The organism is Bradyrhizobium sp. CCBAU 45321 (genome assembly GCF_028128975.1).
Classification (GTDB): domain Bacteria; phylum Pseudomonadota; class Alphaproteobacteria; order Rhizobiales; family Xanthobacteraceae; genus Bradyrhizobium; species Bradyrhizobium yuanmingense.
In genome coordinates this window covers 415,216-429,385 of the sequence record NZ_LFKZ01000128.1, presented here as the reverse complement: position 1 = coordinate 429,385, position 14,170 = coordinate 415,216, and the positions used below count along the sequence as shown (strand labels likewise).

At 64.3% G+C, this 14,170-nt stretch carries 16 protein-coding genes; 9 read left to right on the top strand and 7 right to left on the bottom strand.

Features of this window, described 5'->3' with window-relative positions; translation table 11 throughout:
* The first annotated feature begins 6 nt into the window (after positions 1 to 6).
* Positions 7 to 249, top strand: coding sequence for a phosphoribosylformylglycinamidine synthase subunit PurS (gene purS / locus ACM43_RS29515; protein WP_028137374.1), 243 nt, complete (start codon positions 7 to 9; stop codon positions 247 to 249).
* Between the two features lie 104 nt (positions 250 to 353).
* Here purS and ACM43_RS29510 read toward each other — a convergent pair whose 3' ends face one another.
* Positions 354 to 1,370, bottom strand: coding sequence for a magnesium and cobalt transport protein CorA (locus tag ACM43_RS29510; protein WP_271544965.1), 1,017 nt, complete (start codon positions 1,368 to 1,370; stop codon positions 354 to 356).
* A gap of 167 nt (positions 1,371 to 1,537) precedes the next feature.
* On the opposite strand from ACM43_RS29510, the gene purQ reads away from it, so the two are divergent.
* Positions 1,538 to 2,239, top strand: coding sequence for a phosphoribosylformylglycinamidine synthase subunit PurQ (gene purQ, locus ACM43_RS29505; protein WP_109143222.1), 702 nt, complete (start codon positions 1,538 to 1,540; stop codon positions 2,237 to 2,239).
* The gene (locus tag ACM43_RS29500; RefSeq protein ID WP_271544963.1) at positions 2,236 to 3,225 is read left to right on the top strand and encodes a tripartite tricarboxylate transporter substrate binding protein BugD; all 990 of its coding nucleotides are present in this window, start codon (positions 2,236 to 2,238) and stop codon (positions 3,223 to 3,225) included. The genes purQ and ACM43_RS29500 overlap by 4 nt, the downstream gene beginning before the upstream one ends.
* A 44-nt stretch (positions 3,226 to 3,269) precedes the next feature.
* On the opposite strand, the gene ACM43_RS29495 is transcribed toward ACM43_RS29500, so the two are convergent.
* Entirely contained in the window at positions 3,270 to 3,668 is a 399-nt protein-coding gene (locus ACM43_RS29495; RefSeq protein WP_157280747.1) for a RidA family protein, read from the bottom strand.
* A gap of 127 nt (positions 3,669 to 3,795) precedes the next feature.
* On the opposite strand from ACM43_RS29495, the gene ACM43_RS29490 reads away from it, so the two are divergent.
* On the top strand, positions 3,796 to 4,401 hold the full coding sequence (locus ACM43_RS29490) for a TetR/AcrR family transcriptional regulator (RefSeq protein ID WP_271544961.1): 606 nt from the start codon (positions 3,796 to 3,798) through the stop codon (positions 4,399 to 4,401).
* 144 nt (positions 4,402 to 4,545) lie between these two features.
* Complete coding sequence (locus ACM43_RS29485; protein ID WP_271544959.1) at positions 4,546 to 5,289, top strand: tetratricopeptide repeat protein; 744 nt, start codon at positions 4,546 to 4,548, stop codon at positions 5,287 to 5,289.
* Between the two features lie 8 nt (positions 5,290 to 5,297).
* On the opposite strand, the gene ACM43_RS29480 is transcribed toward ACM43_RS29485, so the two are convergent.
* The 3 genes from ACM43_RS29480 to ACM43_RS29470 form a co-directional block, all read right to left on the bottom strand.
* A complete protein-coding gene (locus tag ACM43_RS29480) occupies positions 5,298 to 5,966 on the bottom strand; it encodes a CPBP family intramembrane glutamic endopeptidase (protein ID WP_271544958.1) in 669 nt (222 codons plus the stop codon).
* Between the two features lie 117 nt (positions 5,967 to 6,083).
* Complete coding sequence (locus tag ACM43_RS29475) at positions 6,084 to 7,067, bottom strand: DMT family transporter (protein ID WP_271544956.1); 984 nt, start codon at positions 7,065 to 7,067, stop codon at positions 6,084 to 6,086.
* Between the two features lie 76 nt (positions 7,068 to 7,143).
* A complete protein-coding gene (locus ACM43_RS29470) occupies positions 7,144 to 7,623 on the bottom strand; it encodes a PaaI family thioesterase (RefSeq protein ID WP_025037294.1) in 480 nt (159 codons plus the stop codon).
* Between the two features lie 186 nt (positions 7,624 to 7,809).
* Between ACM43_RS29470 and purL the strand changes: the two genes are divergently transcribed.
* A complete protein-coding gene (purL, locus tag ACM43_RS29465) occupies positions 7,810 to 10,020 on the top strand; it encodes a phosphoribosylformylglycinamidine synthase subunit PurL (protein ID WP_271544953.1) in 2,211 nt (736 codons plus the stop codon).
* Between the two features lie 126 nt (positions 10,021 to 10,146).
* Here the strand turns inward: purL and ACM43_RS29460 are convergent, their stop codons facing one another.
* A complete protein-coding gene (locus ACM43_RS29460; protein WP_157280742.1) occupies positions 10,147 to 11,334 on the bottom strand; it encodes an acyltransferase family protein in 1,188 nt (395 codons plus the stop codon).
* A 175-nt stretch (positions 11,335 to 11,509) separates the two neighbouring features.
* On the opposite strand from ACM43_RS29460, the gene ACM43_RS29455 reads away from it, so the two are divergent.
* Positions 11,510 to 11,686, top strand: coding sequence for a DUF1328 domain-containing protein (locus tag ACM43_RS29455; protein ID WP_271544951.1), 177 nt, complete (start codon positions 11,510 to 11,512; stop codon positions 11,684 to 11,686).
* Positions 11,687 to 11,786: 100 nt separating this feature from the next.
* On the opposite strand, the gene ACM43_RS29450 is transcribed toward ACM43_RS29455, so the two are convergent.
* A complete protein-coding gene (locus ACM43_RS29450; protein WP_036043505.1) occupies positions 11,787 to 12,146 on the bottom strand; it encodes a DUF427 domain-containing protein in 360 nt (119 codons plus the stop codon).
* Positions 12,147 to 12,342: 196 nt separating this feature from the next.
* Between ACM43_RS29450 and ACM43_RS29445 the strand changes: the two genes are divergently transcribed.
* Positions 12,343 to 12,579: a BolA family protein gene (locus ACM43_RS29445; protein WP_036012929.1), complete on the top strand. Its 237-nt coding sequence runs from the start codon at positions 12,343 to 12,345 to the stop codon at positions 12,577 to 12,579.
* A 41-nt stretch (positions 12,580 to 12,620) separates the two neighbouring features.
* A complete protein-coding gene (locus ACM43_RS29440) occupies positions 12,621 to 13,796 on the top strand; it encodes a low temperature requirement protein A (protein WP_271544948.1) in 1,176 nt (391 codons plus the stop codon).
* Positions 13,797 to 14,170 lie beyond the last annotated feature (374 nt).

Genomic DNA, 14,170 nt, shown 5'->3' with positions numbered 1-14,170 from the left:
TTTGACGTGAAGGCACGTGTCACCGTTACCCTGAAGACGGGCATCCTCGATCCGCAGGGCAAGGCCATCGAAGGCGCGCTGAAGTCGCTCGGCGTCGACGGCGTCGCCAGCGTCCGCCAGGGCAAGGTGTTCGACATCGAGCTCGCCGGCGCCGACAAGGCCAAGGCGGAGGCGGCGCTGAAGGAGGCCGCCGACAAGCTCTTGGCGAACACCGTGATCGAGAATTACCGGGTCGAGCTGCTCAGCTAGACCCGCGCCTGTAGCCCGGATGGAGCGAAGCGGAATCCGGGTCTATCCGCGGTGGCACTGCCCCGGATTGCGCTTCGCTTCATCCGGGCTACAAGGCAACATACTCACAGCCATCCCGCCCGCCGAAAACGCCAGTACAGCGAGCCGCACGCGGTCAGCATCACGCCGAGCAGCATGAAGTAGCCGTACTCCCACTCCAGCTCCGGCATGTGCTTGAAGTTCATGCCGTAGATGCCGGCGAGCGCGGTCGGGACCGCGATGATGGCGAGCCAGGATGCGAGCTTCTTGGACACCGCCGTCTCCTGGGCCTGGCCGACGAGCAGGCTCGCCTCGAAAGCAAAGGCCAGCACCTCGCGCATAGAATCGATGCGCTCCTGGATGTTGCGGACGTGGTCGGTGACGTCGCGGAATAGCGGCTGCATGGCCTTGCGCACCATCGACAACTCGTCGTGCTCCAGCCGGCGGCAGACCTCCACCAGCGGTCCGATTGCGGTCCTGAGCCGCAAGAGGTCGCGTCGCAGCATGTAGAGCCGCTCGATCTGCGCCTTGCTGATCTGCTTGGAGAGCACGTCGTCCTCGATGCCTTCGATCTCGTCGTGGATGCTCTCCAGCACGGGCGAGTAATTGTCGACGATGAAATCGAGGATGGCGTAGAGGATGTAGTCCTCGCCGCGCGCGAGCGCCCGCGGGCAGCTTTCGCAGCGTTCGCGCACCGGCGTGTAGGAGGTCGAAGCGCCGTGGCGAACCGAGACCAGATAACCTTCGCCGACGAAGATGTGGGTCTCGCCGAAGGCGATGCGGCCCTCGATCAGCTGCGCGGTGCGCGCGACGATGAACAGGGCCTCGCCATATTGCTCGATCTTGGGCCGCTGATGGGCGTGGTTGGCGTCCTCGATGGCGAGATCGTGCAGGTCGAACTGCTTCTGCACCGCGCCGAGCAGCGCCATGTCGGGCTCGTGCAGTCCGATCCACACGACATGGCCGGGCTTGGCTCGCCAGCTCGAGGCCTCGCTGATGGCGATATTGGCGACTCTGCGGCCGTCGACATAAGCGCCGGCGGCGACGACGCCCTCGGCGGATACCGGTTCGGAGAGGGACGCGGGCAGCGACGGGACGTTCATGGCTTCAATCCCGGGCAAATCGAGCGGCCAAAGGCGCGTGGCTATGGCCTGTGTACAAGGGCGCTCCGCAACGCTAGCACTGGTAAAATCCCCGTCAAATGGTTATGTCTGTTCGCGAATTGGCCCGTTGGCCAGCTTCGATTCCCAGCCGCGTCGGAACCCCTGCCATGAAAGCCGCCATCCTCGTCTTTCCCGGAATCAACCGCGAGCGCGACATGGCGCGCGCGTTGAGGCTGATCTCCGGCAGCGAGCCCGCGATGGTCTGGCACGCCGAGACCTCGCTGCCATCAGGCACCGATCTCGTCGTCGTGCCCGGCGGTTTCTCCTACGGCGATTATCTGCGCTGTGGCGCGATCGCGGCGCGTGCGCCGGTGATGGATGCGGTGCGCGACTATGCGGCCAAGGGCGGCCTCGTGCTCGGCGTCTGCAATGGTTTCCAGATCCTCTGCGAGTCCGGCCTCTTGCCGGGCGTGTTGATGCGCAATGCGCGGCTGAAATTCATCTGCCGCGACGTGCATCTGCGCGTCGAGCGCTCCGACACGCCGTTCACCCGCGGCTACAATGCCGGCCAGGTGATCCGCGTGCCGGTTGCCCATGGCGAGGGCAATTACGAGGCGGACGAAGAGACCATCAAGCGGCTCGAAGGCGAGGGGCGGGTGCTCTATCGCTACTGCTCCGCTGCCGGCGAAGTCGACGATTTCAACAACATCAACGGCGCGGCGCATTCGATCGCCGGCATCGTCAACGACCGGGGCAACGTGCTCGGCATGATGCCGCATCCGGAAAACCACGTCGAAGATATCATGGGCTGCACCGACGGCCGTGGCCTGTTCGCCGGTCTCGCCCAGCATCTGGAAAAAGCCGCGTGATCTCGTTCGTGGTGAAGCGTGCGCTCGCCGCGATCGCGGCGCTGGCGTTCGCGACATTTTCGGTAGCGACTTGCGCATCCGCGCAGGATTATCCCAAGCGTCCCATCACCATGATCGTGCCGTTCGCGGCCGGCGGCACCTCGGACGTGATCGCGCGCGCGGTGGCCGAGCAGATGGGCATCGCGCTCGGCCAGACCATCGTGATCGAGAATGTTGCCGGTGCCGGCGGCTCGACCGCGCTGGCGCGGGCCTCCCGCGCCGAACCCGATGGTTATACGATTGCGATCGGCAATGCCGGCACCAATGCCGCGACCTACACGATCTATCCAAAACTGCCGTTCACGCCTGATTCCTTCGTGCCGATCGCGATGGTGGCGAAGACGTTCGGCATCATCGCGCTGCGCAAGGACTTTCCTGCGAAGGACCTGAAAGAGTTCATTGCCTATGCCAAGGCCAATCCAGGCAAGATCAATCTCGGCCATGCCGGCGTCGGCTCCTCGAACTATCTGATCTGCAAAAGCTTCGTCACAGCAGCCGGGATCGACGCGACGCTGATCGGCTATCGCGGCGCCGCGCCGGCGCTGACCGACGCGGTCGGCGGCCAGATCGACGGCGTCTGCGACGCGGCCGCCTCGGTGTCGCAGTCGATCAACGACAAGCTGGTGAAGGGCCTCGTGGTCGGCTCGACCGTTCGGCTCGCCACGCTGCCGGATCTGCCGACCTCGGCGGAAGCCGGCCTGCCCGAGTTCGAGGCACAAGGCTGGAACGGCCTGTTCGCGCCCAAGGGCACGCCGCCGGCCGGGATCGCCAAGCTGAATGCCGCGGCGCGCACGGCCGTCGAGACCGAAGCGGTGAAGAAGCGCTTCGCGGATCTGTCGACCGTCGCGCCCGATGCCGACGAGCACGCGCCCGATGTGCTGCAAAAGCTCGTGACGCGCGACGTCGAGAAATACCGGAAGATGCTCGCGGACGACGCCAACAAGTAGCCTGCTCACCCTGGTGGCGGCCGGCGTATGGCCGCCCGGAAGGCTTACTGGAGCACAGGAATGCGGGCGATGACCTTGATCTCGAAGTCGAAGCCGGCAAGCCAGTTCACGCCGACGGCCGTCCAGTTCGGATAGGGCGGTCCGCCGATCTCCTCGGCGCGAACGGCCATCACCGTCTCGATCTGGCTCGCCGGATCGGTGTGGAACGTGGTGACATCGACAACATCGTCCAACGTGCATCCACCAGCGGCGAGCACGGCACGCAAATTGGCGAATGCGCGCCGGACCTGGTCCTCGAATACCGGCTCGGGTGAGCCGTCCTCGCGGCTGCCGACCTGCCCCGACACGAACAGCAGGTCACCGGAGCGGATCGCTGCGGAGTAGCGATGCACTTGATAGAGCGCGTGGCGGTTCGCGGGGAAGATTGCCTCTCGCTGGGGCATGGCAGGAACCTTTCAATGGGGGCGGTTGGACCGTGGGCTCCGCGGGTGGCGCGTCACGGCAATTTCAGATACGTTTCGTATGTGAGATATCGCTCACATACGAGGCGTATGTCAAGAGGGGGCAGGCATGGCAAAGGGAAAGCGCGCCGCGGCCATGGCGGAAAATCGGGCCAGGCTCATCCGCGCCGCACGCGCGGCATTTGCCACGCAGGGCTATGCAGACGCGTCGATGGACGAGCTCACTGCGGCCGTCGGTCTGACGCGGGGCGCGCTGTATCACAACTTCGAAGACAAGAAGGGGCTGCTCTGGGCCGTCGTCGAGCAGATCGACGGTGAAATGGCGGAGCGGCTCCGCATCGTCCGGGAGCAAGCGCCCAGCCCGTGGCTGGGCCTGCTCGCGGAGGGAAGCGCCTATATCGAGATGGCGCTCGAACCCGAGATTCAGCGCATCATGCTTCTGGATGGACCTGCGGTGCTCGGCGATCCCTCCAAATGGCCCGGCGAGAACGCCTGTCTCACTATCACCATGCGAACGATCCGTGCGCTGATCGAGGAGGGAATCGTGAAGCCGGTCGATGTCGAAGCGGCGGGGCGGTTGCTGAACGGGGCTGCGCTCAGCGCCGCGTTGTGGGTCGCGGCCGCCGATGATCCCAGGAGCGTGCTGAGCAAGGCCGTCGACGCGTTTCGAGCGCTGGCGAGTGGATTGCTACGCGAGGCGCGTGAACCTGCATAGGTTTTGCGGCGACTGACTCCTCGTCACCATTACGGCGCGCGTCCGGGTTCGCTGATTTTTGCCGGTCGAGGCAACTCAAAGTTGTTTCATTGGTTCGATTGCGATATCAGGAGGCCGGCTGTCGTTGTGCTTTCCGGATGTCACATGCCTGTTGCTTTGGTCGTTCTGCTGCTCGATATCACGCTGATCTATCACGCCTCGCGAACCGGACGGTTGCGGCCCTGGGCCTTCATCATCCTGCTGGTGCCGATGATGGGCGCGATCGCCTATATCGCGGTCGAGCTCATTCCCGAATGGTTTTCCAGCCCCGGTGCCCGGCAGGCGCGCCAGCGTGTCGCCAATCGCCTCGATCCCGAGAAGCGCTATCGCGAGCTGTCCGACCAACTCGCCGGCACCGACACCATCGCCAACCGCGCGGCGCTGGCGGAAGAGTGCGCGAATATCGGCCGGTTCGGCGAAGCTGAAGCGCACTATGATCACATCCTGAAGCTGCCGATGGGCCACGATCCTGCCTACGCGCTGCGCAGGGCGCAGGCGCAATTTGCCGCCAGCCGCCCGGCCGATGCGCTGGCGACGCTGGACGATCTGCAGAAGCAATGGCCCGATTTCGATTCCGCCGACGCGCATCTGCTCTATGCCCGCGCGCTCGCCGAGGTCGGACGTGCCGACGAGGCGCTGGAGGAATATCACGCGCTCGCCGGTTACTTCCCCGGCGCCGAGGCGCGGGTGCGCTACGGCATGCTGCTGCAAACGGTCGGCCGCACCGCAGAGGCGCGCATGGTCTTCAACGAGCTCCTGATCCAGATGCGGCGCGCGCCGAAATATCTACGCAAGGCGCAGGCGGAGTGGCTCAACATCGCCGAGAAGCAATTGTCGGCGTCGCGCTGATCGCTACCTTAACGCCAAACTCCAGAGAAGGCGATCAGGTCAACCAGGTAGTGCACGAGCATAACCGGCCAAAGCGCGCCTGAGCGCCGGTACATCACCATGAAAAGGATGCCGATTGTTGCAGAGAGCAGGATGTTTCCGATCCCGGCCCACCAATGATAGGCGCCGAAGGCGAGCGACGTGATGAGGATGGCGACGACTCCATCACCCACGTAAGGCTGCGATGCGTTCCGAAGCAATCGCCTGAAGATGATCTCTTCGCTGGCCGCGACCAGCGCGAGGCCAACGACGAGATCGAAGACATTAAGCCAGCCGGTCGGCTGCGGATACTTGCCAATGACGGTAGCCGGAAGTGCTGCATTGATGAGATGCTGCGGCCACTGACCGAAGCGGTCCAGCAGCGCAATTCCTGCGATCCAGACGCCGATCTCGAGAAAGGAAATTCGGCGTTGCTCGCGTCGATAGGCAACGGTCCGTGCTGCTGGAATCACCGCAAGAATGGCCAGAGCGGCGATCCGGCCGGCGTAGTCCCAGACAAGCCAACCCGCTGCAGTGTGCTGATGCAGTCGCATGAGCTGGGATGCAAAGTGCGGGACAAGCGCGAGTGCGAACCACCAGACGCTGGGCACGCGATCGGTTTTTGAATCACCAATGGCGGCCGGAGAACGACTTTCCATGCTGGGCCTTGAGGGAGGGATGCGTCACGACAGGCTTGCGCGCGACTACCTCACATTCGTCCAACATGTGTCAATCAGGTTGTGACTGTGCCTCCGTGCGCCTCGTTGCGTTAGCGCTCAGAGCCCGCGCACCCGCCCCGACCACCGCTTATACACCTCCGCCGGCACCGTCATCGCCGCAACACCGGCCATCACCAGCAATAACCCCAGTGCGAGGTTCGACGGCACGCTCTCGCCGAGCAGCAGCACCGAGAGGCCGACGCCGATCGGGATGCGCAAATAGCCTTGGGCGTTCGTCGTCAGCGTGCCGAGGCGGCCGAGGCAGACATAGAACAACATCAGGCCGAGCGCGCTCGAAACGATGCCCATGACGATGGTGGCGATGATCGCGGTCGGCGTGGGCTGCAGTGTCCAGGGCTGGTCGATCAGTAGTGAGGGCGGCAGCAGCACGAGGCCGCCGAACAGCAGCGAGCCGGCTGCCACCACCATCGGATCGTATTCGGACAGGCGGAGGCCGAAGATCGTCGCGCAGGCAAAGGAGATGGTGGCGAGCAGGATCGCGATCTCCGCCACGATCTCGCTACCGAAGCCGCGCAGCGCATCGAGCCCGACGATAGCGACGGTGCCGGCGAGTCCCAAAATCGCACCAGTGAGCTTGAGCAGTGTCGCTGGCTCGTGCCGCGTGATCAGCGAGGTGATCAGGAAGGCGAAGATCGGCGTGGTCGAGGCCAGCACAACCGTGTTCGAGGCCGGCACATATTGCTGCGACCAGGTGATGATCAGGAACGGGAAGGTCGAGTTGATCAGTTGTTGGGTCGCGAACAGCTTCCAGGCTTTTGCGTCGGTGGGGATCCTGGTGCCGCGCATCCACAGGATCGCGAACAGGAAGGCGGCGGCGATCAGCGAGCGCGCCGAGATGAAGGTGATGGGTGGGATCGTGGGAAGCGCCAGCTTGGTCAGCGGATAGGTGGAGCTCCAGCAGCAGGCGAGCGCCAGCAGCAGCGCATAATCGCGCCAGTTGCGTGCGCCGGTGGCGATGGACGGCAACGGCGATGATGCGGCCGGCCTCGCGCGACCCGCCTCGGATGTGCTCTGCGGCACCTTGTTCTTGCTCCCCGGCGCGAAAGCGCTTGGTGGGAAGTCTGGGCGAGGGGGCGCGAAAAGGGAAGGCGTCGAGCTATGCGTTTGGCTGAGGGAGTGCCTTCCGCTTCATCCGCTTGATCGTGCCGGAAAAGGTGAGCAGCAGGCGCTCGCCGGACATCATCTTGCCGCGCAGGAAGATCAGCGAGCCGCCGGCGCGGGTCACCTCGCCGGTGCATTCGATCAGCTCGCCCTCGCGTGCCGCATCGAGGAATTCACAGGCGAAATTGGTCGTCACCGCCCGGCTGTCCAGGACATGGGTGGCGATCGCAAACAGCGAATAGTCGGCAAAGGCCATGTAGCAGCCGCCATGGACGTTGCCGGAGCCGTTGAGGTGCTTCTTCTCGACGCGGAAGGCGCTGCGGACGCTGCCGTCCGCCTCGATCCGGTGCCAGAAGGGGCCGACATGGGACTCAAAACTGTCGCGAATCCAGGTCCGCCAGCCCACAAATTCGCCCTCGGTGGCGACATGGAGGTCGGGGCGGCGCGGCGGGGGCGCTTTGGTCAATTCGTGCAAGGAAATAGGCCTTCAATTGCGGGTCTTTAGACCTTAAATCCGATCCGACCGCGCCGCGCAATTCCCGTTCCCGCCGGCCCTGCCGGCGCAAAACGTGGGACAGCGGGAAAATGCGCCATAAAGGGCTTTTCGAAGCCGTCCGATGTTCCTAAGAACGGCCAAACCGCCGCCGAAAGCCTCGAATCCATGAAGAATGAACCCAAGATCACCCCCGAACTGGTTGCCGCCCACGGGCTCAAGCCCGACGAGTATGAGCGCATCCTGAAGCTGATCGGGCGGGAGCCGACCTTCACCGAGCTCGGCATCTTCTCGGCGATGTGGAACGAGCATTGCTCGTACAAATCCTCGCGCATCCATCTGCGCGGCCTGCCGACCAAGGCGCCCTGGGTGATCCAGGGCCCCGGCGAGAACGCCGGCGTGATCGACATCGGCGACGGCCAGGCTGTGGTCTTCAAGATGGAGAGCCACAACCATCCGAGCTATATCGAGCCGTATCAGGGCGCGACCACCGGCGTCGGCGGCATCCTGCGCGACGTCTTCACCATGGGCGCGCGCCCGATCGCCTGCCTCAATGCGCTGAGCTTCGGTGCGCCCGAGCACCCGAAGACGCGGCATCTCGTCTCCGGCGTGGTGGCGGGCGTCGGCGGCTACGGCAATTCCTTCGGCGTTCCGACGGTGGGCGGCCAGGTACGCTTCCACACCCGCTACGACGGCAACATCCTCGTCAATGCCATGGCGGTGGGCCTCGCCGATTCTGACAAGATCTTCTATGCGGCGGCCTCCGGCGTGAACATGCCGATCGTCTATCTCGGCTCCAAGACCGGCCGCGACGGCATCCACGGCGCCTCGATGGCTTCGGCCGAGTTCGACGACAAGTCCGAGGAGAAGCGCCCGACCGTGCAGGTCGGCGATCCCTTCGCCGAGAAGCTGCTGTTAGAGGCCTGCCTCGAGATCATGGAAAAGGGCTGCGTCATCGCGATCCAGGACATGGGCGCGGCGGGCCTGACCTGCTCGGCGGTGGAGATGGGCGCCAAGGGCGATCTCGGCGTCGACCTCGACCTCGATGCGGTGCCGACCCGCGAGACCGGCATGAGCGCCTACGAGATGATGCTCTCGGAGAGCCAGGAGCGCATGCTCATGGTGCTCAAGCCCGAGAAGGAGAAGGAAGCCGAGGCGATCTTCAAGAAGTGGGGCCTCGACTTCGCCGTGGTCGGCTACACCACGCCGAGCAAGCGCTTCGTGGTCAAGCATGGCGGCGATGTCATGGCCGATTTGCCGATCAAGGAGCTTGGCGACGAGGCGCCGGTCTATGACCGCCCGCACGTCCCGTCCACAGCGCTGCCGGTCGTGCATGCCCGCGACGTGCCGGCACCCATGGGCCTTGGAGCTGCGCTGGAGAAGCTGATCGGCACGCCGGACATGTGCTCTAAGCGCTGGGTCTGGGAGCAGTACGATCACGTCATCCTCGGCAACACCATGCAGCGTCCCGGCGGCGATGCGGCCGTGGTGCGCGTGCAGGACGGGCCGAAGGGCCTCGCGCTCACCGTCGACGTCACGCCGCGCTATTGCGAGGCCGATCCTTATCAAGGTGGGATGCAGGCGGTCGCGGAAGCCTGGCGCAACATCACCGCCGTCGGCGGCAAGCCGCTCGCGATCACCGACAATCTCAACTTCGGCAACCCTGAGCGGCCCGAGATCATGGGCCAGTTCGTCGGCTGCCTGAAGGGCATTTCGGAAGCCTGCCGCACGCTGGACTTCCCGGTCGTGTCCGGCAACGTCTCGCTCTACAACGAGACCAACGGCCGTGCGATCCTCCCGACGCCCTCGATCGGCGGCGTCGGCCTGCTCGATGATTTCACCAAGTCGGCGTCGCTCGCCTTCAAGGCCGAGGGCGAGGCCATCCTCCTGATCGGCGAGACCCATGGCTGGCTCGGCCAGTCCGTCTATCTGCGCGACATCTGCGGCCGCGAGGAGGGGGCGCCGCCACCGGTCGATCTCGCCGCCGAGAAGCGGAATGGCGATTGCGTGCGCGGCATGATCCATGCGGGCACCGCGACTGCGGTGCATGATTTGTCGGACGGCGGCCTCCTGATCGCGCTGGCCGAGATGGCGATGGCGGGCGGCATCGGCGCCAAGCTGCTGGCGGCGCCGACTGCGCTGGTGCCGCAGGCCTATTGGTTCGGCGAGGACCAGGCGCGCTATCTCGTCACCGTGCCGGAAACCGAAGCCGGCCGCGTGCTCGCCAAGATGCGCGGCTGCGAGGTGCCTTGCGTGCGCATCGGCACCACCGGCGGCGATGCCATCGCGATCGCCGGCGAAGCGCCGGTTGCGATCGACACGCTGCGGACCTCGTTCGAGCGCTGGCTGCCGGAATATATGGGCGGGAAGGCGGCGTAAGGCGCTGCCGCAAATCAGATCTGTAGCCCGGATGGAGCGTAAGCGTAATCCGGGACCGCTATCACTTGTGGCAAGGTCCCGGATTGCGCTGCGCTACATCAGGGCTACGGACTGAGAGACCGCGCCTCACAACACGCGTGACGCGCCCGGGATCTGCCGCAACGCGCGCGTCAGCGCCCAGCTCGCCGCGACAGTCAGCACAAACCCGATCGTGGCCTTGACGATCGCCGGCAGGTCATAGTCGAACAGCCAGTATTGCAGCCACAATGCGATCGGATAATGCACCAGGAACATGCCGAACGCGTCGCCCTGCATTGGATCGAGCAACCTGGCTGAGCCTGATTGCTTGAACCTCTGGAAAAGGGCCAGGATCAGAAACATGATGGCCACGCTGAAGACGGTGAAGCAGATGGCATAGAGCGCTTCATACCAGTCCGGCAGCGGCGACGGGTTGCCCAGTATTTCGCGCTTGATGAAGATCAGCCCCCACAACAGGCAATACGGAACGATCGCGAGGACCATCCAGTCCCAGCTGACCTTTGCCATGCGGCCGTCGACAGAGAGCAGCCCACGATCCATTTGCGCAACGCCGATGCCGGCACCGAAAAAGAAATAGGTCGCGTACAGCATCACGCGCCCGTGCTGGACCGAGAACGGCCCGAACTCGAACCAGCTGCTGTGTCCGTAGTGAACCAGCCCAGGAATGTAGAACGCGGCGGTGACGGCCAGCATGACCGCGAAGAACACGGCGGGCCGGCGGCGACCATGCAGCGAGAGGCGATTGATCGGATCGAGCAGATTGGGTGACAGCCGGTACAAAAGGCAGGCAACCAGGTCGAAGGCGAACAAGACCCACAGGAACCAAATCGGCCCGCTCGGCCACGGACCCTTCGTGACCATATTCCACCAGAATTCCGCAAAACCGATCTCGGGATGGTGCCGCAGGGAGATCGCGTAGTAGGCGAGTGGAATGACCGTAAAGGCGCAGATCGCGAAGGGTAGGCCAAGCCGAAGCAGGCGATCTGCCAAATAGCTCCGCACTCCCTTCCGGGCGATGCCGGACCAGGCGAACAGTCCCGACAGGAAGAAGAACATCGCCATGAAGAAACTGTCGGTGGCGAGCACGATCATGTCGAAGCCGAAGAAATAACTCGGATCGGTATGACCGAAATAGGTATACGGGATCACCGCGTGATGCAGCAGCACCACCAGAGTGAGGAAGGTGCGGGCGCGATCGATCGCCAAGTTGCGCACCTTGCTCTGGGGCGCGGCATGCACCTCCGCGCCGATCGTCGCTGAATGTGACATCGTCATCGTGGCCGCCCCGATCCTAACCTCGGCTGGACTCTGCCGCCGGGAACTCGATTCAGCAAGGGTAGTTTGTTCGGTAGGTCGCCCCCGACCACCTCTAGGAACCAGTTCCTCGCAGCGATGTTAGCGTTGGCCGAAAACAGCGTAGGCCGTGAGACGCGGCAGTTCGGAGCTGGCGATGTCGATCCTGAAATGGGCGCTGATCTTCCTCCTTGTCTCGATCGTGGCCGGCGTGCTCGGCTTCACCGGCATCTCGGCCGCCTCGGCCGACATCGCCCGCTTCCTGTTCTACGTCTTCGTCGTGATCTTCCTGGTGCTGCTGATATTGGGACTCACGATCTCAGGGCGTAGCTGATTGAGCCCTCTTCGCCGTCATGGCCGCGCTCGACCCGGCCATCCACGCCTACCGCGGACAGATGGTGGCTGCCCGGGCATGACGATTGGGGGTGCGGCGCTTATCCCACTTCCTCGATCTTCACCTTGTCCGGATAGAACGCGAGATGGCCTGAAATCTCCGTCATCGCTGGGAAGGGTGTCTCGTAGGTCCAGATCGCGTTGTCCAGCGTCTTGCCGTCGGCCTTCACGCTGTAATAGTTCGCGTCCCCCTTGTAGGGGCAATGGGTGACACGGTCGGTACGCTCCAACAGGGCCATGTTGGCGTCCTCCCGCGGTACATATTGCACTGCCGGATATCTGGCCTCCTTCAAGGTCAGCGCCTTGCTGGTCTCGGCGATCACGATGTCGCCCGCCGTGACGCGGACGCGCCGGGGATTTGGGGTGATCGTGATCGGGTGGTCGGGCCCTGGAAGCTTCATGATTTCACGCCTTTTCGATCAATCTGCCGCGCGCGGCACTTTGTCGTGCCTATGTCCTGATGGGATCAGGGATATAGTGCCGGAAAGCGTGACGTAGAAGGCCGTTCACGCTAAGTTTGACCTTGCCGGTGAGGGGACCCCCGGCAGCGATTCGATGATGAGGCTGCTTTGCAGCCGAGATAGGAGCAAGACCCGAATGCCCATGGACGCCCACGATATCGAGGCGATGATCAAGGCAGCGATCCCCGATGCCGAGGTGACCATCCGTGACCTCGCCGGCGACGGCGACCACTATGCCGCGACCGTGATCTCGGAATCCTTCCGTGGCAAATCGCGCGTCCAGCAGCACCAGATCGTCTACCAGTCCCTGCGCGGCCAGATGGGCGGCGTGCTGCACGCGCTGGCGCTGCAAACCGGCGTGCCAGGTAACTGACGAAGCTGCACCTGACCTGACCAGCGCCACGGGGGACGATGATGGCTGCGGACAATCCGCACGGCGCGATGTTCCGCGTCATCACGCCGAACCGGCACAGCCGCGTGACCTATGCCGAGCTGTTCTTCGATCTCGTCTTCGTCTTTGCCGTCACGCAAGTCTCGCACGCCCTGCTGCATCATTTCACGCTGATCGGCGCGGTGCATGTCGCGGTGCTGTTCCTGGCAGTGTGGTGGGTCTGGGTCTTCACCGCGTGGGTCACCAACTGGCTCAATCCCGAGCTGACGCCGGTCCGCCTGCTGCTGTTTGCGATGATGCTGGGCGGCCTCGTGCTGTCGACCTCGATCCCGACCGCGTTCGAGGGGCGTGGCCTGTGGTTCGCCATCGCCTACGCGGCCATGCAGGTCGGACGTACCGCATTCTGGCTGTTCGCAACGCCACCGCACCGGACCGCGGTGCGGCACAACGCGATTCGAATTCTGGTCTGGCTCTCCGTCTCCGCCGTCTTCTGGATCCTCGGTGGCCTCGCCCATCACGAAGCCCGGCTGTGGTTCTGGATCGCCGCGCTTGCGATCGAATACATCTCGCCCGCGGCCCGCTTCTGGGTGCCCGGGCTCGGCTTCTCCTCTGTCGAGGCCTGGGCCGTCGAGGGCGGCCACATGGCCGAGCGCTGCGCTCTCTTCGTCATCATTGCGCTCGGCGAGGCCGTCATCGTCAACGGCGCGACCTTCGCCGCGCTGGAATGGACCGCGGCCAACATCCTGGCCTTCGTCTCGGCCCTGGTCGGTGCCATCGCAATGTGGTGGGTCTATTTCCACAAGGGCGCGGAAGCCGGCGCCGAGTGGATCTCGAAGTCGGCCGAATCCGGGCGTCTGGCAAGGCTCGCCTACACCTATCTGCACCTGCCGATCGTTGCCGGCATCATCCTGACCGCGGTGTCGGACGAATTGGTGCTGAAGCATCCGACCGGCCATTCCGACATGCGCACGATCGTGAGCACGATCGGTGGGCCCTTGATCTTTCTGATCGGCACAATCCTGTTCAAGCTTGCGATCCGCGGCTTTCTCCAGCTCTCGCACGGCATCGGCATCTTGCTGCTGCTGGCGCTGAGCTGGTTCGCCTCGGACGTGTCGCCGCTCTGGCTCTCGGTCGCGACGACGATGATCCTGATCCTGGTGGCGGTGTGGGAATCGGTGTCGCTGGGGACCGAGCAATAGGCGGGTATGAGACACCTCCTCATCGTCGGCGCGGCCCTGGCTGCGATACTTATCGTCGAGGAAGCGACGCAGGGCTGGGCGCTTGGCCAAATCCCGTCCGCCTGCCGTGCCATGGGAGGAAAGCCTGCTCCAGCCGCCGGACGCTGCATCATGCCGGCGTGCTACTGGCAAGGCGATTGCGGGCATTGGGCCTATCCGCCGCAGTGGCTCGATCGTGTCAAGCCAGGCGACCACGTCTCAAAGGTGGTTTTCTGGCTCGGCGAGCCACTCCAGCGAGATGGTGAGAATTTCTCCTGGTCATGCGGCAAGGCTAGCACCCACAGCTTCCGTGCCGTGATCCGGCACCAACGGCTTGTGTCGGTAGAATCGTGTCC